Genomic DNA, 22,909 nt, shown 5'->3' on the forward strand with positions numbered 1-22,909 from the left:
TACTCCTGTAGGAGCTGCCGAAGGCTGCGATCTTTTGGGGCCAGTAAAAGTTAATTACTTCAGCGCTTCCAATACCTGTACGACCGAACAAAACTCCCGCTCAACCCCCGGCAACACCGGCCGCTTCAACACCAGCACCGGTACTCCACGTTCCCGCGCCACTTCCAGCTTCGGCTCGGTGGCGGTGCTGCCGCTGTTCTTGCTGATCAGTACGTCGATCTGCCGACGCTCGAACAGTTCACGTTCATCCTCGATCAGAAACGGCCCGCGCGCGCCAATGACTTCGCAGCGTTCGTTGCCGGGATAAACGTCCAGTGCACGCAACGTCCAGAATTGCTCCGGCGGGATTTCGTGCAGGTGCTGCAGCGGTTCGCGACCGAGGGTGAACAGCGGTCGGCGGAACGGTTTCAACGCTTCGATCAACTCGGCCCAATCGCTGACCTCGCGCCAGTCATCCCCGGCTTGTGGTTGCCAGGCCGGACGCCGCAAAGCCCAGCACGCAATGCCGTTCAACTTCGCGGCGGTGGCAGCGTTCTGGCTGATTTGCGCTGCGTAGGGATGGGTCGCATCCAGCAGCAGGTCGATGCCTTCATCCCGAATGAACTGCGCCAGACCTTCAGCGCCGCCATAGCCGCCAACCCGAACCTGGCAGTTCAGATCCGTCGGCACGCGACCGACACCGGCCAGGCTATAGATGTGTTCCGGTCCCAGGGTTCGGGCGATGGCCAGGGCCTCAGTGACGCCGCCGAGCAACAACACGCGCTTCATTGAAAAACTCCTGCATGGCCGACAATCCCGCCCTGGCGATCGATGGCGAACACTTCGATCTGAACCTGCGCTGGCGCCACGCTGCGGGCAAAGTCCAGAGCGTGCTGACACACCGCGTCGCCGAGGGCGATCCCGGCAGCACTGGCCATGGCCAATGCCTGTTGACTGGTATTGGCTTGGCGGATCGCCTGTTGCAACGTCTCATCGGCGCCGACCGCTGCTGCCCATTCGGCCAGTTGCGGCAGGTCGATGCTTGAGTGCCGACTGTGCAAATCCATGTGCCCGGCCGCCAGTTTGCTGATTTTGCCGAAACCGCCGCACAGGCTGAGTTTATCCACAGGCACTTTGCGCAAGTGCTTGAGTACCGCGCCGACGAAGTCGCCCATTTCGATCAGGGCGATTTCCGGCAAGTCGTAGACCCGGCGCATGGTGTCTTCGCTGGCGTTGCCGGTGCACGCGGCGATATGCAGGTAGCCATTGGTTTTGGCGACGTCGATGCCTTGGTGGATCGAGGCGATGTAGGCCGCGCAGGAGAAGGGCCGGACGATGCCGCTGGTGCCGAGGATCGACAGACCGCCGAGAATTCCCAGTCGCGGGTTCATGGTTTTCAGTGCCAGGGCTTCGCCGTCTTCGACGTTCACCGTGACCTCGAAGCCGCCCTGATAATCCAGTTCTTCGGCCAGCAGCGTCAGGTGCTCGCTGATCATCTTGCGCGGCACCGGGTTGATCGCCGGTTCGCCGACGTTCAGCACCAGCCCAGGCCGTGTGACGGTGCCCACCCCACGACCGGCGCTGAAGCGAATGCCCGGCTCACTGTGCAGGCGCACCTGGGAGAAGAGCAGGGCGCCGTGGGTCACGTCCGGGTCGTCGCCGGCGTCCTTGATCGTTCCGGCTTCGGCGCCGTCGTTCATCATCCGACAGAATTCCAGGCGCATTTGCACCCGTTTGCCTTTGGGCAGAATGATCTCGACGGCGTCTGCTTCCACGCCACTGAGCAGCAGGCGTGCCGCCGCAAGGCTGGTGGCGGTGGCGCAGCTGCCGGTGGTCAGGCCGCTGCGCAGCGGGGCGGGTTGTTCGGCGGTTTCGTCACGCATCGAGGGGCTTCGTCACGTCCAGCAAAGTAATCGGCAGCGCCTGACGCCAGGTATCGAACTCACCCAGCGGCTGCGCCTGAGCGACATGGATGCGGGTCAATTCACCGCCATGCCGTTCGCGCCAGGCCATCAGGGTCACTTCGCTTTGCAGGGTGACGGCGTTGGCGATTAGCCGACCACCGGGTTTGAGTTGCGCCCAGCAAGTATCGAGTATGCCTTCGCGGGTGACGCCGCCACCGATGAAAATCGCGTCCGGGCGTTCCAGCCCATCCAGGGCTTGGGGCGCGCTGCCGCGAATCAATTGCAGGCCGGGGACGCCCAAGGCATCGCGGTTGTGTTCGATCAACAACTGCCGACCTTCATCCGCTTCGATGGCCAGCGCCCGGCAGCTCGGATGAGCGCGCATCCACTCTATGCCGATCGAACCGCTGCCAGCGCCGACGTCCCACAGCAGTTCACCGGGAATCGGGGCCAGGCGCGCGAGGGTAATGGCACGCACATCTCGCTTGGTCAGTTGGCCGTCATGCTTGAAGGCAGAGTCTGGCAATCCGGCGAGTCGGGACAGCCGCGGCGTGTTCGGTTCGGCGATGCATTCGATGGCGATCAGGTTCAGATCGGCAATCAGCGGGTCGTTCCAGTCGTTGGCAACACCCTCGATGCGTCGTTCGGCGTCGCCGCCCAGATGTTCCAGCACGGTGAGGCGACTGGGCCCGAAACCGCGCTCACGCAGCAGCGCCGCGATGGCCGCCGGACTCTGGCCGTCGTTGCTCAACACCAGCAAGCGCACACCACTGGACAGATGGGCGTTGAGTGCGGCGATGGGGCGGGCGACCACCGACAGTGTTACCACGTCCTGCAACGGCCAGCCCAGGCGAGCTGCCGCCAGCGACACGGAAGACGGAGCGGGCAGAATCAGCATTTCCGCGCCGGGCAGTTGCCGCGCAAGGCTGGCGCCGACGCCAAAGAACATCGGGTCGCCGCTGGCCAGTACACAAACCGGCTCGCCACGCAGCGCCAGTAACGGCTCAAGGGTAAACGGACTGGGCCACAACTGGCGTTCGCCGCGAATGCACACCGGCAGCAAGTCCAGTTGGCGTTGGCCGCCGAAGATTCGCGAGGCGCCCAACAGGGCGCGCCGGGCATTTTTGCCCAGGCCCTTGAAGCCGTCTTCACCGATTCCCACAACCGTTAGCCAGGGTGTCATGCCGTTCCTTAATCCAGGGTTGATCTTCAAGGGCGGCATGATAACGCGGCTGCCGGTATCTGACGCGGGTCGGTTGTCGGAGAATGTTTAACCGATAGCGGAAACTTAATGTTGTGCAAAAGCGGTTTGCTTAATGCGTGTTTTTGCTAGTTTGGGTCCAGCTTAAGTCGGGCTTAATAAAAGTTTTGATTTAACGACGAAGCATTTTATTTTTTAATGATTGCCAGGTTGGCAGGAGAGATATGGATATCAATTCAAACACAGATAACATCCGCAGCAATGCAATCGCTGTGAACAATATGTTGTTCACAGGCATCGGAGGCCAGACTGCAGCCGACAACAATTTTGTAAAGAACTGCGTTCTACTCGCGCAGATCAAGGCGGACGAACTTTATAACAGCAGTACCCAGCCTGCTGAATGGTTCGATCACTTTGCCGGCATTCTCTGGTCATTTGGCTGGAATCTTGAGGAGCAGCCCGTCGTTCTGGTCCAGCGCGAATTCTCCGGAAGCGTGCAGGAGGCATGGCGAAAGTTGGCGGCTCCGTTGCTCGCGCGTTCCCAGCTGGCACAAGTTGAAGCAGGACTTGCAGCGCTGGAAAACGATGCGGCGATCCTGAAAAAGTTTACGGCCCTGAGTGGCAAGACTTTCAACTCGCATATTTTGCCGATCAGTTATAACGCCAGCGGCGAGTTGGTCGTGGTGCTCAGTCACATCCGGTTTATCAAGATGGTCCTCAATACCACCTATCTGTTTTGGCAGATCCATCAGCCGATGTCGCAACTGGATATTCGCGCCAGAAAACTGGTGATCAAGCGCCGGACGATGGAGGCCCATCGAGCGAGCGTTGAGCAGGCCCTTCGCGAGCTCCCTTTCAAGCTCGAAGAGTACGAACTCTGAACAGCGCCAGGCTGCGTAATTTGTAGCCTTGGCGGTTTCCGACCGGCAGGCATTTTCATGCGCTCGGGCAAAGCAGGCATAATGGCGACCTTTCGCCCACCACAGCGCTGCCAGCCAGCCGGTCACCCCTTTGAACGAACGCCCGATGTCCACCGCTTTACGCCCCTCGGCCTGCCCGGGGTTGCTGCGTATCGTCCAGGCACTGGATGGCGGCATCTGTCGGATCAAATTGAACGGCGGCTCGATCAGCACTGCCCAGGCTGAAGCGGTGGCCAGCGCGGCCGAACGGTTTGCCGGGGGCGTGATCGAGGCGACCAATCGGGCCAACCTGCAGATTCGCGGGATCGGCAGCGAGCAGACGGCACTGATCGACAGCCTGCTCGTCGCTGGATTGGGCCCGCGTACCGCCGCTGGCGACGATGTGCGCAACCTGATGCTCAGCCCGGCTGCCGGGATTGATCGGCAAATGCTGTTCGACACGCGCCCGCTGGCTGAACAGATTCTCGCCACCCTGCAAAGCCACGAACGCTTTCACGAGCTCAGCGCCAAGTTTGCCGTGCAACTCGACGGCGGCGAGGCGTTGGCAATGCTCGAACATCCCCATGACCTGTGGTTGTCTGCTGCTGAGCGAGAGGGCGAACGGTTGCTGGCATTCGGTCTGGCGGGTTGCCCCACGGACACGCCCGCAGGTTCAGTGGCACTTGAGCAAGGACACGCGTTGGTCGTTGCAGTGCTGGAGTTGTTTCTCGATTTGGCGCGGCCCGATCAAACACGGATGCGTCATGTGCTGGCCGAAATCCCGGTCGCAGAATTTCTCGCTCGCCTGGCCGAGCGTGTGCCGTTGAAGTCGATCACCGATTGGCGGCGTTCATCGGGCCCGGACACTCTGCACATCGGCGCCCATCGGCAACGTGAAGTCGAGCATGTCTATATCGGTGCCGTGCCGCCTTTGGGGCGGCTCGATCCCGTCATGCTCAGAGGCGCGGCGCAATTGGCGCATGAGTACGGCGACGCGAGCCTGCGTTTCACCCCGTGGCAGAGTCTGTTGCTGCCCAATGTTCGAAAAGAGCAGGCGCCCGAAGTCATTCGGCGCCTGGAGCAACTAGGGCTGCTGTGTGAGCCCGATCAGCCCTTGTCACGGTTAATCGCCTGCACCGGCTCCGCTGGCTGCGGCAAAGGCCTGGCCGATACCAAGAGCGACGCCTTGCAATTGGCTGCGCTGTTGCAACGCCACGATCAAACAGTGCATTTGTCCGGTTGCCAGCGTTCCTGCGCCGCCGCCCATGGGGTGCCGGTCACGTTACTGGCCGTCGCCCCCGGTCGCTACGACCTCTATTTTCGCGATGCGGGGCAGTCGGGTTTCGGCGCCCTGCACGCACGCAATCTTACTATTGAAGCGGTCGGCGGCTTGCTCGACGCCCGCCCACGGAGTTCCCTTGATGCTTGATTACATCCGCGACGGTCAGGAGATCTATCGCAACTCCTTCGCGATCATTCGCGCCGAGGCCAACCTTGCGCGAATCCCGGCCGATCTGGAGAAACTCGCCGTGCGGGTGATCCACGCCTGCGGCATGGTCGAGGCCATCGACGGGCTGCAATTTTCCGAAGGTGCGGGCAAGGCCGGGCGTGATGCGCTGGCGGCTGGCGCGCCGATCCTGTGCGATGCGCGGATGGTCAGTGAAGGCGTGACCCGTGCGCGTTTGCCCGCTAACAATCAGGTGATTTGCACTCTGCGCGACGACAGCGTCCCGGAGCTTGCCCGTGAGTTGGGCAATACCCGTTCCGCCGCCGCGCTGGAACTGTGGCGCCCGCACCTGGAAGGCAGCGTGGTGGTGATCGGCAATGCGCCGACGGCGCTGTTTTATCTGCTGGAAATGCTCGACGCCGGCGCCCCGAAACCGGCGCTGATCCTTGGCTTCCCGGTGGGCTTCGTCGGCGCCGCCGAATCCAAGGCGATGCTCGCGGCGGACAGCCGTGGCGTGCCTTTTGTCATCATGCAAGGCCGGTTGGGCGGTAGCGCCATGGCCGCCGCCGCCGTCAACGCCCTCGCCACGGAGATCGAATGATGCAGCAACCTGGACGTTTGATTGGCCTGGGTGTCGGCCCCGGTGATCCGGAACTGATTACCGTCAAAGCCTTGCGCCTGTTGCGCGAATCGCCAGTGGTGGCGTACTTCGTCGCCAAGGGCAAAAAGGGCAACGCCTTCGGCATCATCGAAGCGCATTTGCAGGACGCACAAACCCTGCTGCCGCTGGTTTATCCGGTGACCACCGAAGCGCTGCCGGCGCCGTTGTCGTACGAACAAGTGATCAGCGATTTCTACGATGCGGCTGGCGAACAACTCGCTGCGCACCTGGACGCTGGCCGTGACGTGGCGGTGATCTGCGAAGGCGATCCATTCTTCTACGGCTCCTACATGTACCTGCACGATCGTCTGGCTGAACGCTATGAAGCCGAAGTGGTGCCGGGCGTCTGCTCGATGCTCGGCGGTGCGTCGGTACTCGGTGCACCGCTGGTGTATCGCAATCAGAGCCTGTCGGTGTTGTCGGGCGTGTTGCCCCACGAAGACCTCAAGCGTCGACTGGCCGATGCCGATGCGGCGGTGATCATGAAACTGGGGCGCAACTTTCCCAAGGTCCGTCAGGTACTCGAAGAACTCGGTCTGGCCGAGCGTGCGCTGTACGTGGAGCGCGCGACCATGGCCAATCAGAAAATCGTGCCGCTGGATCAGGTCGAGCCGATGTCCTCGCCGTATTTCTCGCTGATCATCGTTCCCGGTGAAAGGTGGCAAGGCTGATGGCCCATTCCGCTCCGGCGATTGTCATCCTCGGTAATGGCAGCCTCGCGACCGCACGCAAAATTCAGCAGGTGTATCCGGGCGCATTGATCCATGGATTGGCCGAACGGGTCGATGGCGCGGACCGTGTTTATCACGAGTTCGGCGCGACCCTGCGCGAACTTTATCAACAGGACACGCCGATCATCGCGCTGTGCGCCGCCGGAATTGTGATCCGCACCCTGGCGCCGTTGCTGCTGGAAAAAGGTGCTGAGCCACCGGTGCTGGCCGTGGCCGAAGACGGCAGCGCCGTGGTGCCGCTGCTCGGCGGCCTCGGTGGGGTGAATGTCATGGCGCGCGAGATTGCCGCCGGCCTCGACGTCGCGGCGGCGATTACCACCAGCGGTGAGCTGCGTTTCGGCACGTGCCTGCTCAATCCCCCCAGCGGCTATGCCTTGGGCGATCTGGAGCTGGGCAAGCGCTTTGTCTCGGACTTGCTGGCTGGCGAACACGTGCGCATCGAAGGCGCTGCGCCCTGGTTGGCGCAAGCACAGTTACCGCAGGATCCCGAGGCGCATTTGTCGATCCATGTCGGCAGCGCCGAACGGACGCCGGCCGCCAATGAGCTGTTGATCTACCCACGCAGTGTGTTGCTGGCGGTCAGCGCCAGTGTGGCGGATTTGCCCCAGGCGATTCGCGCGGCGCTACGTCAGGCGCGAGTCGCCGTTCAATCGCTGGCGTGCTTGTTGGCGCCGGTCACGGAGATGGCCAACCCGACGTTGCGCGAGGCGGCGCTTGAGTTGGGTGTGCCGCTGCGTTTTGCGTCCGCTGCCAGCGATGCCAGCGAGTTGGCTCGCGAGGCTATTCCCGGCGCGAAGATTATCCCGATCAACGCGAACCTGACGCTGGCCATCGCTGAACAACCGCTGGACATCGCACAGATCGGCCGCCCCCGTGGTCGGCTGGCGGTGATCGGCCTGGGCCCGGGCGCTGCCGAACTGATGGTGCCTGCGGTGAAGGCTGAACTGGCCAGAGCCACTGATGTGCTCGGTTACGAAACTTATGTGCGCATGGCCGGCCCGTTTCGCCCGGATCAAGTGCTGCACTGCACCGACAACCGCGAGGAAATGCAGCGCGCCCGTCACGCCTTCGAACTGGCGGCCCAAGGGCGGTCGGTGATCGTGGTCTCGTCCGGTGATCCCGGCGTGTTTGCCATGGCCGCCGCGGTACTCGAAGCCTTGCACGAGTCGACTGACCCGGCCTGGCACAACGTCGATCTGGAGATCCTGCCGGGGGTTTCCGCTTCACTGGCGACGGCCGCTCAGGCCGGTGCGCCGTTGGGGCATGACTTCTGTGTGATGTCCCTGTCGGACAACCTCAAGCCGTGGTCGATCATCGAAAAGCGCTTGGACCTGGCCGCCGAAGCCGATCTGGCGCTGGCCTTCTACAATCCGATCTCCCGCTCGCGGCCATGGCAGTTGGGCCGTGCGCTGGAGATCGTGGCGCAGCACCGTACCCCGGAAACTCCGGTGGTTCTGGGGCGTGATATCGGTCGGCCCGGCCAGACGCTGCGGGTCACCACCCTCGGGGCGCTCACACCTGAGCAAGTGGACATGCGCACCATGGTGCTGATCGGCTCGTCCACCACTTGCGTGTTCCCCCGCGCCGAAGGCGGTGACTGGGTGTACACGCCGCGCTGGTATGGCAACAAACCCCTCTGCTAAACCCTGGCGGCCCGCCCGGGCCGCCTTCATCACCTCAGTCCGGTTACTTCTCTCGATTGTTTCGGCATTTGTGCGTGTAAGCCTGTTCGGTTGTTTGAGTGGGATTTTGTTACCTGCCACGAAGAATTTTTATTCTGCTTTGTAGGAAGTTCTACTTTGATGCCAGGATTTATAAGGGGGTGACGAATCATTATTTCAGGCGCCTGTTCTGAGGTTCGGCCTGTAAAGGGCTTTCCAGTATTCTGGCTTGTGAGTCATGACTAAACGAATAAAAGTGCATAAGTCTGTAACGTTGGATGTAATGTTTGTTTTGTAATTAATTGAATTCCTTGTTGGTTGAACAGTATTGAGTGTCGGGTTAGTTTTAGCGTGTGCTTTATTGGTGTTAGTCGATTTAAAAGAAGTTATGTGACGCTTCGGCGATATCTGGCGTTTGGCCAGGCAGCTGCGCTTTGTTTGCCAATAAATGTATTGGTGTTCGGAGCAACGGCGCTTTCTTCGCTTTATTTATAACAGGTTAAATGCCCGGGTGCCTGAGTGCTCTTGTGGAATCATCATTGTCTAGAGTCGGTCTCGGCTATTTATATACGATAAATGGAAGTGTTGTTTATGAGTGAGTCTAAGTTCTCGTTGGCGGATGGCTACGTCAATTTTGTGGATTTGTTAAAAGTGGTGGACCTTGAACAGGCGTTAGCATCGCACAAGGGCACCGATCAATATGATGCGGTGTTCCGATATTATTTCGGTTGTATCGGTTTGCTGGATTCTCCACAACTGTTGGAGCCGTTAGGTCTGCTCAAGCAAGCGTTGGGGGCGTTGGAGCACGGTAGCCGGCACCGCCGCGCGGCAGAGTCGGGATCGTCTATGAGTTCTGATGCCGCAGGGGCTGCTGATTTGGCGGATATCTACAACAAAGTAGCGGGGTTTGAAACGCGTCTGCACAACAGCCTTGAGCAACTGAAGACGCCTGCCATCGAGGTGCCGAAAAATCTGCATTTTGTCTGGCTTGGGGGTGGCGTCGGGACGATTCAGCGCGACTACATCAATATTTGGAAGCAGGTGATGGCCGCAGAGAGCTATCACCTCAATCTCTGGTACGACAGCGACGCGCTGCTGGCCTATGAAACCAACCGGATCATTGTCGAAGCCGCCAAGGCCGATGCCATGCTCAATGGCGGGCAAACCAGTGCTGACGCGATTGAACTGGGCGACCGCTATGAAGAACGCGCCATCGTTCTGAAGCAGCAAATGCATGCACACATTACGCAGGCGGTGGAAAACGGTGGCAGCGCCGATGACGCCAGAGTCGATTTACTGGTTCGAGCCTATGGCCAGGATGAGGCGCGCCTGAGCGCCCTTAGGAGCGATAACCAGCTTAGTCTCTCGGCATTGGCCGAGGGTGGTCTGGCGCTGCGCGATCTCGCCATTGATGAGGCGCCGCTGTATCTGCAGGATATCTACGAGCGAGAGATCAGCCTGCGCGGTAATTTTGCGGCAGCCTCTGACGTTGTGCGTGCCGAGGCTTTGTTCGCTGAGGGCGGCAGCTACGCTGATGTCGATAATCTGCCGCCGCTGTTGGAAAAGCTGGGCGAGGTGGATATTCGGGCGTTCAAGACAGACGCGCGCCTGGGCGTGCTGCAGTTGATGCTTGACCGCAATCCCCAATGGATGCCCGGCCGTCAGGCTCTGCGCAGCCGCTACACCAACTACTTCGAGCAGATTCCACTGGAGCATCGCGAGGCGCTCGAGCGTTTCGCCGACAGCCAACCCAGGCTGAGTGATGTTTTTCGTCCCCCGGTGGAGCGTCTGGTTCTATCGGATGGGCTGCGAGCCGTCGCCGAACAAAACACTTTGAGTAACGCTTTCCTGATGGCCCATCCTGGCTCAGCAATGCTCAAGACCGTGCTTGAGCGTTTCAGACTCAATTATGAAATCATCGACGCCACCGCTCGCCTGGCGGATGAGCAAAACATTCCCCTCACCGATGCCGAAGCCATGAGCGGTCTTGCACTCCAGGCGGCGACGCAGGTGTTTGGTGCTTTGCACGAGCTGTCGCCGGAAGAAGAACTGGCAGTGTCTTTTCTGGTTCAGGCTGCCGCCACCTACTATAGCGACGGCATCCGGCCTCAGAGCGAAGTGACGATCTATCTGACCGGACCTGCCGCCCTGCGTGCGGGAATGGCGGATTACGAAAGAACGCATTTTACGCCTCGAACTGCCGAAGAGTGGCGAGTGGAGGTTGCCATTCCGGCCATCGCCACCGTCAACCGGGCTACCGAGGAGGAGCTGGATCACTCCTGGAAAGAGAACGAAAGTGACACCGGGCAATGGTTGATTAACGAGACTAAACGCTGGCAAGAGGGACAGTTCAAAGCCCGTTACGCGGGCGACCTGGCGCAGTTGCTCAAATACCGGACCCTCGACTTCGAGGAAGGCTGGCCAGTGATCGAAGGGCGCCATGTGCTGTCCACCGATCTGTTGCAGCATCTGGCCGATGAACTGGGTGAGCCGTTCATGCAGATGATGAATCGTAGCCATAACGGTACGGTGACCTTCGACAAGGCTGTACCCCTGAGCTTCGATGACCGCCAATCGATCCTCGCTCAAAGCCCCGATGCGCTGCCGCCTGCATCATTGAGCGATCCGCAGACACAACAGTTGCCTATCGATGAACTCTTGAGCCGACTCGCCAAGGGTAGCCTCGAAGTCGCTCAGTTGAGCCCCTTGCAGCGTCTGCTGCTCGGCGCCTTGACCGGTGCGCAGGCATTGGATAATCGCAGCTTCGACACGGTTCGTCCGCAGCTGGATAACCTGGCCAACAGCTTCAGCGAACTAGGCGCGGCGGGCCGCTATGCGACGATCGAACACGCGCTGTATCAACGCCAGGCTCCCGGGTTTCTGGCCGGGCTGGTCAGCCCTCTCGATCATCCGCCAGCGCTTTCCGAAACCGCCCTGGGGCTGAAGAAAAACGCGCTTGAACAACCTTTGACGCTGCGCCAGTGGGGCAAGCAGGTCGCCCGAATCCAGCAGGTGGCGAAACTCGAATACCGTGACCAGATTGTCGAGCGCCTCGGTGTTGTTCTGGACGGTTTTGAAGCGGGCACCGTCAAGCTTGTCCCGCAGGATTTACTGCTTCAGGGCGCCGGTGACAGGGTGGGTGGGCGCTGTTATCCACTGGCCCTGGTGATGGCGGCAGCCTTGTCGGAGGGGAAGGCCGCGGCCAACATTCTGCGCGAGCGATTCTACCTGGGGGTAATCGAGCCGCAAGGGAGTGATTCAGCGATCTTTCTGCACAGCCTGGAGGCGTTGCGGGATGTGCAGATCAGTGAGGTGGGCAGCGTGCTGGGGCGTTCGGATCTGAGTCAGGTTGTGGACATTCTGCAAGCCAGAACAGCCACCAGTACGCTGATGCTCAACTCCGATAATCACGCCATGTTGGTGGCCAAAACCATTGAGGGCGAACGCAGCACTTATCACTTCTACGATCCGAATTTTGGCGTATTCGAGTTCGAACATCCGACGCAGTTCAGACAGGCGCTGGAACAGTTCTTCCTCCGGCAGAAGATGGCCAGGCATTACGCGGCCTATGGCGATGCGGCGCGTCCGACCTTCGATCTGATCGAGCTGGAAGGCTCACGGGTGTCGAGAGTGGCATTGCCTGGCGCAACTCCGGTCTCGCAACTGCTGCAACCCGGCACGTTGGCGGGACAGCCGCAACGTCCTGTCAGGCAGCGTCTGGCCAGTGCCCGCGGACAATCATTGATGAGTAACCCTCGCCTGGGCAGTTGTCTGCTGGCGCTGGACAGTCACGGGTGGGGGCAACAGATTGCGCAAGTGACGACCCGCCTTCAGCAGCAGAATCAGCTGGCACCCCACCTTGTACCGTTGTTCGAAACCCTGGAGATCATGCCTGACGGGATGTACCGGATGAGCTTGGTCGACCCTGCAAACCCTGAGCACGTGGTACGAGTCTTCACTGATGACCCTAGACTCTTGCGCATAAAAAACTACCTCTCGGAACGTTTTGCAGCCTTGGCCAATCAATCATCCGTTCCGGGCGATCCTGTCGATCCCACCGATGTTGGTAGTGTCCATACCCTGAACGCCGGCTTCGCCATACAAGCGCTGATGAATGCGTTGAGGGTGCAGGAAGGACCCGATCGGCCCCTGACCCTGGCTGTCCGGTTGCACGCCTATGTCAATTACGCGCAGTTGGTGCATGGCAATGTGGTCGATGTGGCGGGTCTGGTAGGCCTGGTTCGACAGGCACTGGTGGAAGAGAAACTGATTGCCCGTACTGTCGCTCCGGTGGTCAAAGCCGCTGTGGGGCCGAGTATGGGCGAAGCGAGCGGAGGATTGCTGCAGCTGGCAAATGTCGGGTTCGACATCTACCAATTGACGACCGCGCAAAACGATGTCGAGCAGGCGCAGTTTGGGACGCAACTGGCTTTCGACTCGGCCAGTCTGGTGTTGTCGGTAGGCGCTTATGCCGCCGGCGTCACAACTGCCGGGGCGTTTCTGGGTGGGGCTGCTGTGATGCTGGCCGGGTTGGCAGTGGGGGTAACGGCACTGGCTCAGGGTTTTGCCGCCATCGCCGAAGAAGCCAAACAGGTCGGGTTGTTTTTCGATGAAGTTGAAAAGGCTTATCGCCAAGCCTATCGATTCGACAGCGCTTTGGCCGCGTGGATACCGCGCTCGTCGTTGATTGTTCAGACGCTGGATCTGAACGCCGGCAAATTGCTGCTCGACAGCCCCAGGCTTTACCCGTTACGCGATCATTTCGGGGTGCCGACCTTTGATGGCGATGACGAGCGGGCGATCGATATTCGTCAAGAACTGGGCCTGCCCGGTCGCATAACCTTCACTCCGCCCGCCGGGCAGGCCATCGTGCTGCCTTGCACACCGCAAACCTGTTATGGCTACGAGTACAAGGCACTACCTTTCGCTACGCTGCGCCATGACACCGGGTTCGACACGGCTCGACGTCTGGAGAAAAAGAAAGCGGATGGCGGGCGGCTGTTTCTGTTTTCCTTCTATTCATTTCCCAGTGAATACATCCTTTATCGCCTGTTCCCGGTCTATCGGCCAACAGTGATCAATGTGCTGCTCGATGCCGTCGAGCGCTCGCTGGTAGTGCCTGTTCTTCCCCCGATCTGGCACGGGAAAGTCACTTATCAGATTCAAGGCGCCGGTAAGCACTGTGCATTGGTGCTCAATCCTGGAGTGAATCTGACACTCGAGTCGCCGAGCCTGCAGCTATCGAGTTGGGTGCTGGAGGCCTCTTGGGCCAGTCAGAGCGATATTCGGCTGGAGCGTTTCGGGGCATTGTTTATCGGTGACGTTCAGGTGGAATTCGCAGGAAAAGGTCGTCACGAAATCCTGGTCCGGATCACGGACAACCAAGTGTTCCAGGTTGAACGCGGCAAACAGACCCTCACCCTTGTCGAGCAGGATGTGCCACCAGGCATGGATCGACAGACGCTGCAGGAGCATTTCAAAGTATTGGCTCAAGAGCATCGTCTGGTGATGCCGTATACGCCGGTTCATCACTATCTGATTCCCTTCGAGAAGCCGGATGAACCCCGATATACCACCGCTTGGTATGACGCGAAGCAGGAGCGCTTCCTGTACATCCGTAACGAGGAGGTACTGGCCGCTGATGAAGCACTGCTGGGAGTGGTGGCTGGTGGCTACGCCTATTTCTACGAACCGCAGAATTACGAGATCTGGCAAGTCGAGGCGGTCACCGGGCTGCTCACTCATCGTTATCGGTTGCTGCTTAAAAATACGGAAGCCACCATCAAGCACATCGAGGCAGATGCCCGGGGGGTGATTCACGTCATACAGGAAGTCGCTCACGAGGATCAGGCCAGCGATGTACTGGCCTACATGATCCATGATGGGCAATTGTTGCTGAGCTCGGTCACCCGCGACATGGATCGGACGCTGGAATCGGTCTTCAGTGCCAGCGACACACTGACTGACTGGTCGCAGGTACTGGGCAGCTATTACCCCTTTACGCCTGTCACTGGCGAAAGCACCTTTGTCACCGTCGACTGGCAGCCGGCCCCCTTTGTTTCGGTTTGCTGGAAGTTCGAAGCGAACACACGGGACATGGCCTGGGTTCGTGACAGTGACCACTTGATCATCCGTCCCTCCCCAAGACTTCATCATGGCCGCGGATGGGCCGACTCGATCAGCAACATGACTGATCTGACGCTGCTCACACCGATGGACGAGGGCGATGTATTTGTCATCTACGACAGGCTGGAACAGCTGCTATGCCGCAAGTCGCGCACCGTGGTGGGGGGCAAAGGACAGTGGTCTCATACGTGGGTGCAGCCCGAGAAGCTGGAGAATGTCGTGGCTGTTGAAGGTGGGAACGTGGCGCTGACGTCTGATGGTCTGTTCTTCAACGTGACTGGTCAGGGATACCTTGAGTTGGGAGGCTTGAGTGAACCGTGGCTCAAGGATCGTGTGCATTGGTGGTCCGCATTGGAACCGCTTGCCCGGCAACACGCGGCCGAGCGTTTTGCCCTTGTCGGCTTGACCAACTTCAGTGGCGACGCGAGTTTGTGCGCCTGGTACGTCGGCAATCGGTTGCTGCTGGCTGATCTCGGACATGGAAAGGAGGTGCGTTTACTGAGCGTAACCCCGGATAGCGAGGCGGCCTGGTTGTTCGATGTCTCGAGCGGCGAGGTCTATCGTCAGGCATTTATCGATCCGCAGAAACTGGAGCCTGCATTCGGTCAGGGGGGGCGATTGCTCTTGGCAGACGCGTTACCCGCCGCGCAGCGTGAGTGGGCGCCCTGGCAGTTTGTCGAGCTGACGGTAGAAGTGGCTGGACTGCGTGGCACAACGTTCGACGGCGTGATGGTCGAGCTGCGTGATCAAGAACCGGCATGGATTACCGGTGTCACTCGTGAGTGGGTCATTGCTCAGGATGGCCGAATGCACGAGGGCCTCAAACAACTGATGGACAGCCAGCCTCATACCGCGCTGCTGTCGGTGGAGGAACCCGGTAGCCTGATGTGGTTTGTCACCGGGACCGAGCGTGTGATTCGGGTGGCAAAGGCTGCGATTCCGGACTCCTTTGAGCTGCTGGGAACGCAACAACAAACCAACGTGTTGCTTCATGAAGACAAGGACGGACTACTGCTGACCTACCCGGACATGGGGCATGCAGGGCCCCTCAGTTATGTTCAGCGCGATGCCGAGGTATTGGTCATTGAAGGTCAGATGAAGATCGGCGATGTCCTGCCGCTGATACCGGACGATGTCACGACCCTGATCCTGCGCATGGGGCAGGGAGCGGTGAGTTACCGACTGTCAAAGGCGGCCTGGCTGAGGCTCGAATCGGTCATCCTCGACTGCCGGCATTCGCTGGGCAGCGCGGCGCCGATTCCCGGCAAGTTGATCTGGGAGCTGGATGCCCCTGAAAAGTTGTTGCTGAGCATCGTCCAGGAACACTTGGTGATCATTGATCCGGACAGCGGGCACAATGTGATCTTTCGTGAGGTGTATGCGACGGATGTCAACTTGCGAGGCGAAGTCTTGCTCGGGTTCGAAGGGCATCGACCTTATAGCGTTTCAACATTGGTGCAGAGGTTGGTCGCTCGGCAGAGCACGCATGACAGTGCAACGCTCAAAGAGCTGCTGAGCGTGTCGATTGCTGAGTTGGAAACGAGTCTGGTGGTTTAATCACCGGCAGTTGTCTGCGATTACGTCCTGGTCGAAAAAAGGCAGCAGGTTGATACAACTTGCTGCCTTTTTGCCTGTCGGTTCAGGGAACCAGATAGCCTTTCACCCCGGTAAAAATAATCTGTGCCGCCAGCGCACAAACGAACAACCCCATCAATCGGCTGACAATCTGCAGGCCTTGATCGCCAAGAATCCGTTCTATTCGGCTGGACAGATAAAGCACCACGCCGACGGTGAAACTGGCCAGCGCAATGCTGAGGATGGCCGTCAGCTTGTCATCCCAGTGGGGCTGACTCACGCCCATGACCAGCAGCGCTCCGATGGTACCGGGGCCGACTGTCAGGGGGATGGTCAGCGGGACGATGGTCACGTCCTGTTGCACGTTGTCGGTCTGCACCGCCGACTTGCCTTGAGCCATGCCGAGTGCCGAGATGAACAGCACGCTGCCGGCACCGATACGGAACGCGTCTACGGTAATGCCGAAGACACTGAATATGACTCGCCCGAACAGGTATAGCAAAACGCTGGAAACCAGCGTGGCGACCGCTACTTTCCAGGCCAGGCGTCGCTGCTCCTTGCGCGAATAACCGCGGGTCAGGCTGATGAAGCAGGACAACACGAAGAACGGGCTGTAGAGCACCAGCATCTTCAGGTAAACGCTGAACAACACGTGGAGCATGATTTCGGCTCGTAGCGGCAGATGGGCAGAGCGGAGTCTATCAGTCGGTTTAATGTTTGGGGGAATGGCGTGAGGAAACGGGGGGTAAATGTAAGTTGTTGAGGTTGAAGTTTGTTAGTTGACGAAATGTTGATATCAACAGGTTACATGTTCTTGTTTGGCGTTTCTTCTGTCGTTGGTTATTGTTGTTTGGCGGGTTCAAGAGGAGCCTGTTTTAATTAATAAGGAATTGGTAATGAATGTTCATAGTGTCGAGGATTGCGCTGTAGCCGAATGTATTCATCGTTTGGAAAATTATGAGCTGGACGGCGCTGAAGTTATGCGCCCTCGCAGTTTTTCGGTACCGGTTGTCAATGAGCCCGGCAAAGGTTCCATCGTGGGTGAGGGCATCTTGTCCTTTACCGGCAACCTGAGTGAGCAAAATCGGGAAGATGTTCAACACGCTTTTCTATTCGCAAGTCTGGTCGCAAACAAAAAGTTCCCGTACGAGTATCAGGGCAAGGAATGGTATTACCAGTTCCTGGAAGTCATGACCCATGCAGGCTGGCTGCCGACCAGTAAGTACTACAACGACATGAATATCAGCGGTAACACCGTACGGATGGATCAATTGGTGCTGGAGATCCTCGGCAGTGTGGTTGCCGGGCTTGCCGTGCCTGGCTCGGCCTCCGTCCTGATGCTGAAGGTGGCTGGCGATGCAATCACCGCATTGAAAAAACGTGAAACCGCGTTGACCCTGTATGAGCGCAACATGCTGGAGCACGGTGTGGGTGGCATGGCGGCCGGCACCTGCACCGAAGTCAACGGTGAAGTCACCATGGCATTGGGTACTGTTCGTTTCATCCGCAAGAACACCGCAAAGCAAGTGCTGTTCATGGATTGGGACTCCCGCGAGGTGAAGCTGTATCGCGGTGACTCTGTCTTCAGGAAAGTGCCTTATATCGTCGAGCAAACCCGCGACACGATTCGTGCAAAACTTGGTTTGAATGCGAAAACCAAGATCGAAGATTACGATATCTGATCGAATGTTTTAAAAGGGCGGCCGCTTCTCGGTCGTCCTTTTTTCATTGAGGGTTTGTTATGGTTCAGCTATACAGCTTGTTGAGGGTGGGTAATGCCGTTGTTGCTTTGTCGGATATTGAAAAAATATCGGCTTATGATGATGTCGTACATTCATGTCTGCTGGCGCAATTGGTTGCCAACAAAAAAATCGAAAGCATGAAAGTTGAAAACTGGTATGACGCTTATGTTGCGGTGCTGGATGATTTCTGGATCCGCAACTTTAAGTTTCGCCAGGACTTTTCTCTCAACGGGCTAAACGCCTCTTCAGCGCTTGAATGGGCCTCGGCCGCAATGGCAAATAGCGGTAGCGAAGATCATGCTCTTGGCGGGTTTTTGGCGTATGCGGCGCAATTGCCGTGTTATGTCCCTGGCATCCAGATATGGCCCGAGGAGCGTTGCGAAGAGGAGATGCAAGCACCTTGTTTACCGCTCAAGGTTGTGCGCCTGCTAGCGATTGTGGGGCAAAGCCCGACCTCGATCAGCAGCATTTATCTCGAATTCAAGACCCGGCAGGCGCTGACCCTGAATCCGTGGTCGCAGCGTTTTGAGGTCGATGAAGTAGAAGGTCAGGTGTGCGTGCGATATGCACGGGCGAATCTGTCCGAAACCCTCTACGCGTTATCCCGCGAAGCGATTACCCGCAAGCTCGGGAATCGATTGGCGGACAACGTGGCGCTGCTGGTCGAGAAGGTCGATATGGGGCAGTGATACGTCCTGCCCGATTGTTGAAACCACTTTCGGGCACCGGACTGCATCGTCAGAACGTCGAAGCAGTACGATTCTGCTGATCACGTTGGGCAACCCAATGCTCGATCAGGTCGCGCAGTTGTGACAGCTCGACCGGTTTGGCCATGTGTCCGTCCATGCCCGCCTGGCGCGCGCGCTCTTTGTGCTCGGCGAGGATGTGTGCGGTCAACGCCACCACGGGGGTGCGAATCCGCTGGTTGCCGACTTCCCAGGCACGCAGTTGCTGGGTGGCGGAGAAACCGTCGAGGATCGGCATTTCACAGTCCATCAGCACCAGGTCGTAGCGCTGGGCTTTCATCGCCACCAGGGCTTCTTCGCCATTGCTGGCGGTGTCCGGTTGCAGGTTGAGTTTGCCCAGCATGCCACGTATGACCTTGGTCGAGATGCTGTTGTCTTCGGCCACCAGAATGCGGAAATCGCTGGGCACCTTGACCGGAAGGGTAGGGCCGGTGGGCAGCTGCTGCGAGACGGAGAGGCCTTTATTGCGCTGGTTCAGCTCGTCCGCCAGCGTGGTCTTGAGTGTATAGCCGGCCACCGGTTTGGCGAGAATTCGCTTGATCCCGCAGTTGCGCGCGATGATTTTGCTCGGGGCGTTGCTGATGCCGGTGAGCATGATCAGCAGAATGTCATGGTTCAGGCTCGGGTCTTCCTTGATCTTGGCCGCGAGCTGCATGCCGGTCATGCCGGGCATGTTCTGGTCCAGCAGGACCACGTCGAAGTAATCGCGCAAGTGGGCCTTGGTGCGCAGCAGCGCCAGGGCCTCCTTGCCGGATGGTACGGCACTGACGTTCATACCCCAGGCGCTGCACTGCTGCACCAGCACCTTGCGACAAGTGTCGTTGTCGTCCACGACCAGTACGCGTGCGCCTTGCAGCGGACCGTCCAGGTCCGAGGTCGGATGTTCGAGACGGTCTGGGTCCAGCGGCAGGGTCAGCCACAAAGTGCTGCCCTGGTTGGCGCCGCTCTTGATGCCGAACTCGCCTTGCATCAAACGGATCAGCTGACGGGCGATGACCAGCCCAAGATTGCCCCCCAGGCTGGTGGCCGAGAGGAAGTGTTTGCTGTGCAGTTCGGCATGCATCAACGCGTCGCGTTCTTCCGCCTCCATAGGCTGGCCGCTGTCTTGCACAGCGATGCGCAGCCGCGGTTTGGCGCTGCGTTCATCCAGGGCGACGACGATCAGGATCTCGCCTTCGTCGGTTTTCTTCAGGGCGTTTTCCAGCAGGCTCAGCAGGGTCTGGCGCAGGCGCGTGGGATCTCCGCTGATGACGCGTGGTACCTGCGGCTGGATAAAGCTGATCAGCTCGACGTTCTGCTGTTCAGCCTTGGCGCGGAAGATGCTCAGGCAATCTTCGATCAGGGCATTGAGGTCGAACTGCACGTCGTCCAGTTCGATCTGCCCGGACTCGAGTTTGGAGATGTCGAGAATTTCGTTGATCAGTGTCAGCAGCTCGTTGCCGGCGCTATGGATGGTCTGTACATAGTCGCGTTGCTTGACCGACAGCGGTGTGCCCAGCAGCAATTCGGTCATGCCCAGCACACCATTCATCGGGGTGCGGATTTCGTGGCTGATCTTCGCCAGAAATTCGGCTTTGGCGTTGATTTCGGCGTTGCTGGCGGCCAGGTCGCGACTAACGCTGAAACGGTCTTCGGTGATGCTGCGCTGTCGCTCGCCCAAGGCAATACTCATCAACAGGCCACTGATACAGATAAACACCAGCAGAATAATGATCAGGCTTTGTGGGGCGACCAGGGTCAGCCCCTGCAGTGCCGGCAGAATAATCAATGTGCCGAGGTTGAATACCACCATGGCCGCCACGAACAGACGCGCCGGGCGATAACCTTTTTGCCAGTGATGGGCGCTGACGAACAACATGCTCAGACCGGCCAGAGCAACCAGCCCATAGGTGATCAGGTTCAGCGGCAGTGTGTTGACGAACAGCAACAGCAGGCCGCAGGCCATGATGAACAGAATGTTCCCCAGCAGCAGCTTGTTCAACGGGTGAGGACCGAGCGGGGCGAAGAAACGGTAGGCGAACATCAGGCCGCAAGGCGCGGTCATCAGCAAGGCGAGGTAGGCACCGGGTGTTTGCACGACGGACCAGTTCGGTAACCATGGCCGGGCCAGGTTCAGCAGCAACACCAGGCTGAGCATCAGCAGCCCTTCGCATGCTGCCAGCCAGAGGCTGCTGCGCGAGCGGGTGTAGAGGTAACGGGTCAGGTTGTGCAGGATCAGCATCCCCAGGCAGCCGAAGAGCAAGCCATAGATCAGCGTCTGGTACTGAGTGGCTGCGGTCATGACTGCCGATTGCAGCGTGATGTAAGGCCGGAACTGGTGTTCGGAGACCAGCCGCAGGTAGACATCGAGGGTTTTGTCACTTTGTGGCAGCGGCAACATGAAGTCGCTGCTGGGGAGGGGGGGCTTAGCCTGTAGCTGCGCCGTACCGGTATTCAATTGATCGATCAACTGGTCGCCGTCGAGCACATACAGATTGAGGTGCACCAGGTCCGGTGCGAACACTCGCAGCAACTGTTCATGCTTGCCGGGCGCGAGCTTGAAACGCAGCCATAGCGCGCCATCGGGTGCGGCCGCGGTGAGTTGATCAAGTTCAATGGGGCTGAATTGGTTGGTGTAGCGGCTGGAGCGGATGTCGCTCAGCTGCAGGTCGCCCTGTTCGTCGAGCAATACCGCCCAGCCACTGCCTTGCGCGGCCTGGGCCGGGAGCATGCAGAGCAAGGTCAGCAGAGTGACGGTGAAGCCTATGGCAATCCTGAGCCAGCGCACGGCGAAATCCCTTCGTAGATTAATGCCAAAGTATAACTATGCGCGGCACCGGAATAGTCAGGCAAGGGCCGCAAGCCCTTGCCTGGCCGGATGGATGGCTTATTCCTGATTCTCGCCACGCTCGCGGGCAATGGCGCGGTAGCCAATGTCCTTACGGTAGAAGCAGCCTTCCCAGTCGATTTTAGCCGCCAGTTTGTAAGCCTGCTGCTGGGCTGCATCGACGCTGGTGCCCATGGCGCTTGCGCACAGCACCCGACCACCGGCGGTCACCACTTGACCGTCCTTGAGCGCAGTACCGGCATGGAAGACTTTGCCTTCCAGTGTCGCGGCTGCATCCAGGCCGTTGATGGCAACGCCTTTGGCGTAGTCACCCGGGTAACCGCCAGCGGCCAATACAATACCGACGCTCGGACGTGGATCCCATTGTGCTTCGACCTTGTCCAGCGCTTGCGCCAGGGCTGCTTCGACCAGCAACACCAGGCTAGACTGCAAACGCAGCATCACCGGTTGGGTCTCAGGATCGCCGAAACGGCAGTTGAACTCGATGACTTTTGGGTTACCAGCCTTGTCGATCATCAGGCCGGCATAGAGGAAGCCGGTGTAGACGTTACCTTCCTCGGCCATGCCCCGTACGGTCGGCCAGATCACCAGGTCCATGACCCGCTGATGGACTTCGGCCGTGACGACCGGGGCCGGGGAGTAAGCGCCCATGCCGCCGGTGTTCGGGCCGGTATCGCCGTCGCCGACACGTTTATGGTCCTGGCTGGTGGCCATCGGCAATACGTTCTTGCCGTCGACCATGACGATGAAGCTGGCTTCTTCGCCGTCCAGGAACTCTTCGATCACCACGCGTGAACCGGCGTCGCCAAATGCGTTGCCGGCGAGCATGTCGCGCACCGCGTCTTCGGCTTCGCCCAGGGTCATGGCAACGATCACGCCTTTACCGGCGGCCAGGCCGTCGGCCTTGATCACGATAGGTGCGCCTTTTTCACGCAGATAAGCCAGGGCTGGCTCGATCTCGGTGAAGTTCTGGTAGTCGGCGGTCGGGATCTTGTGGCGCGCCAGGAAGTCTTTGGTAAAGGCTTTCGAGCCTTCCAGCTGAGCAGCGCCCGCGGTCGGGCCGAAGCAATCCAGGCCACGGGAGCGGAACAGATCGACAACACCGGCGACCAGCGGCACTTCCGGGCCGACGATGGTCAGGGAAACATTCTTCTGGGCAAAGTCAGCCAGCTGCTCAAGAGCCAGCACGTCAATGGCGACGTTCTCGCACTTGGCTTCAATGGCGGTGCCGGCGTTGCCCGGGGCAACGAAAACTTTCTGCACGCGCAGATCCTGAGCCACTTTCCAGGCCAGGGCGTGTTCACGGCCACCGCTGCCAATGATCAAAACATTCATTTCAAAAACCTCGGATGACGCTAATTCTGGATAGCACCGCTGGTGCTTTGTGTGGGAGCGGGCTTGCTCGCGAAA

General features: G+C 59.2%; 14 protein-coding genes. 8 read left to right on the top strand and 6 right to left on the bottom strand.

Annotated features, from left to right (window positions below; genetic code table 11):
• Positions 1-54: 54 nt before the first annotated feature.
• Genes PMI36_RS22940 through PMI36_RS22930 form a run of 3 tightly spaced genes read right to left on the bottom strand, consistent with a single transcriptional unit; the run spans position 55 to position 3,066 of the window.
• Positions 55-768: a cobalt-precorrin-6A reductase gene (locus PMI36_RS22940; protein ID WP_008068997.1), complete on the bottom strand. Its 714-nt coding sequence runs from the start codon at positions 766-768 to the stop codon at positions 55-57.
• A complete protein-coding gene (locus tag PMI36_RS22935; RefSeq protein ID WP_008068998.1) occupies positions 765-1,862 on the bottom strand; it encodes a cobalt-precorrin-5B (C(1))-methyltransferase in 1,098 nt (365 codons plus the stop codon). The genes PMI36_RS22940 and PMI36_RS22935 overlap by 4 nt, the downstream gene beginning before the upstream one ends.
• Entirely contained in the window at positions 1,855-3,066 is a 1,212-nt protein-coding gene (locus PMI36_RS22930) for a bifunctional cobalt-precorrin-7 (C(5))-methyltransferase/cobalt-precorrin-6B (C(15))-methyltransferase (RefSeq protein WP_008068999.1), read from the bottom strand. Before PMI36_RS22930 ends, PMI36_RS22935 begins: the two co-directional genes overlap by 8 nt.
• 242 nt (positions 3,067-3,308) lie before the next feature.
• Here PMI36_RS22930 and PMI36_RS22925 point away from each other — a divergent pair, with 242 nt between their 5' ends.
• The 6 genes from PMI36_RS22925 (at position 3,309) to PMI36_RS22900 (ending at position 16,166) form a co-directional block, all read left to right on the top strand.
• On the top strand, positions 3,309-3,965 hold the full coding sequence (locus PMI36_RS22925) for a hypothetical protein (protein ID WP_008069001.1): 657 nt from the start codon (positions 3,309-3,311) through the stop codon (positions 3,963-3,965).
• 145 nt (positions 3,966-4,110) lie between these two features.
• Positions 4,111-5,412: a precorrin-3B synthase gene (gene cobG / locus PMI36_RS22920; RefSeq protein ID WP_008069008.1), complete on the top strand. Its 1,302-nt coding sequence runs from the start codon at positions 4,111-4,113 to the stop codon at positions 5,410-5,412.
• Positions 5,405-6,031, top strand: coding sequence for a precorrin-8X methylmutase (locus PMI36_RS22915; protein WP_008069015.1), 627 nt, complete (start codon positions 5,405-5,407; stop codon positions 6,029-6,031). Before cobG ends, PMI36_RS22915 begins: the two co-directional genes overlap by 8 nt.
• Positions 6,031-6,762 carry a precorrin-2 C(20)-methyltransferase gene (locus PMI36_RS22910; protein WP_030128260.1) on the top strand — a complete coding sequence of 244 codons (732 nt, stop codon included), beginning with the start codon at positions 6,031-6,033 and terminating at the stop codon, positions 6,760-6,762. Before PMI36_RS22915 ends, PMI36_RS22910 begins: the two co-directional genes overlap by 1 nt.
• Complete coding sequence (cobJ, locus tag PMI36_RS22905; protein WP_008069017.1) at positions 6,762-8,465, top strand: precorrin-3B C(17)-methyltransferase; 1,704 nt, start codon at positions 6,762-6,764, stop codon at positions 8,463-8,465. The genes PMI36_RS22910 and cobJ overlap by 1 nt, the downstream gene beginning before the upstream one ends.
• A gap of 609 nt (positions 8,466-9,074) precedes the next feature.
• Entirely contained in the window at positions 9,075-16,166 is a 7,092-nt protein-coding gene (locus PMI36_RS22900) for a TcdA/TcdB pore-forming domain-containing protein (RefSeq protein WP_008069019.1), read from the top strand.
• 82 nt (positions 16,167-16,248) lie between these two features.
• Here the strand turns inward: PMI36_RS22900 and PMI36_RS22895 are convergent, their stop codons facing one another.
• Entirely contained in the window at positions 16,249-16,845 is a 597-nt protein-coding gene (locus PMI36_RS22895) for a MarC family protein (RefSeq protein ID WP_008069021.1), read from the bottom strand.
• Positions 16,846-17,080: 235 nt separating this feature from the next.
• Between PMI36_RS22895 and PMI36_RS22890 the strand changes: the two genes are divergently transcribed.
• Both PMI36_RS22890 and PMI36_RS22885 read left to right on the top strand, forming a co-directional pair.
• A complete protein-coding gene (locus PMI36_RS22890; protein WP_008069023.1) occupies positions 17,081-17,866 on the top strand; it encodes a hypothetical protein in 786 nt (261 codons plus the stop codon).
• A gap of 59 nt (positions 17,867-17,925) precedes the next feature.
• Positions 17,926-18,615, top strand: a complete 690-nt coding sequence (locus PMI36_RS22885; RefSeq protein ID WP_008069025.1) for a hypothetical protein — start codon at positions 17,926-17,928, stop codon at positions 18,613-18,615.
• Between the two features lie 49 nt (positions 18,616-18,664).
• Here the strand turns inward: PMI36_RS22885 and PMI36_RS22880 are convergent, their stop codons facing one another.
• Entirely contained in the window at positions 18,665-21,439 is a 2,775-nt protein-coding gene (locus PMI36_RS22880) for a hybrid sensor histidine kinase/response regulator (protein ID WP_008069027.1), read from the bottom strand.
• A 99-nt stretch (positions 21,440-21,538) separates the two neighbouring features.
• Positions 21,539-22,834 carry a phosphoribosylamine--glycine ligase gene (gene purD / locus PMI36_RS22875; protein ID WP_008069028.1) on the bottom strand — a complete coding sequence of 432 codons (1,296 nt, stop codon included), beginning with the start codon at positions 22,832-22,834 and terminating at the stop codon, positions 21,539-21,541.
• Between the last annotated feature and the right edge of the window lie 75 nt (positions 22,835-22,909).

This window comes from Pseudomonas sp. GM79, from assembly GCF_000282495.1.
Taxonomy (GTDB): Bacteria; Pseudomonadota; Gammaproteobacteria; order Pseudomonadales; family Pseudomonadaceae; genus Aquipseudomonas.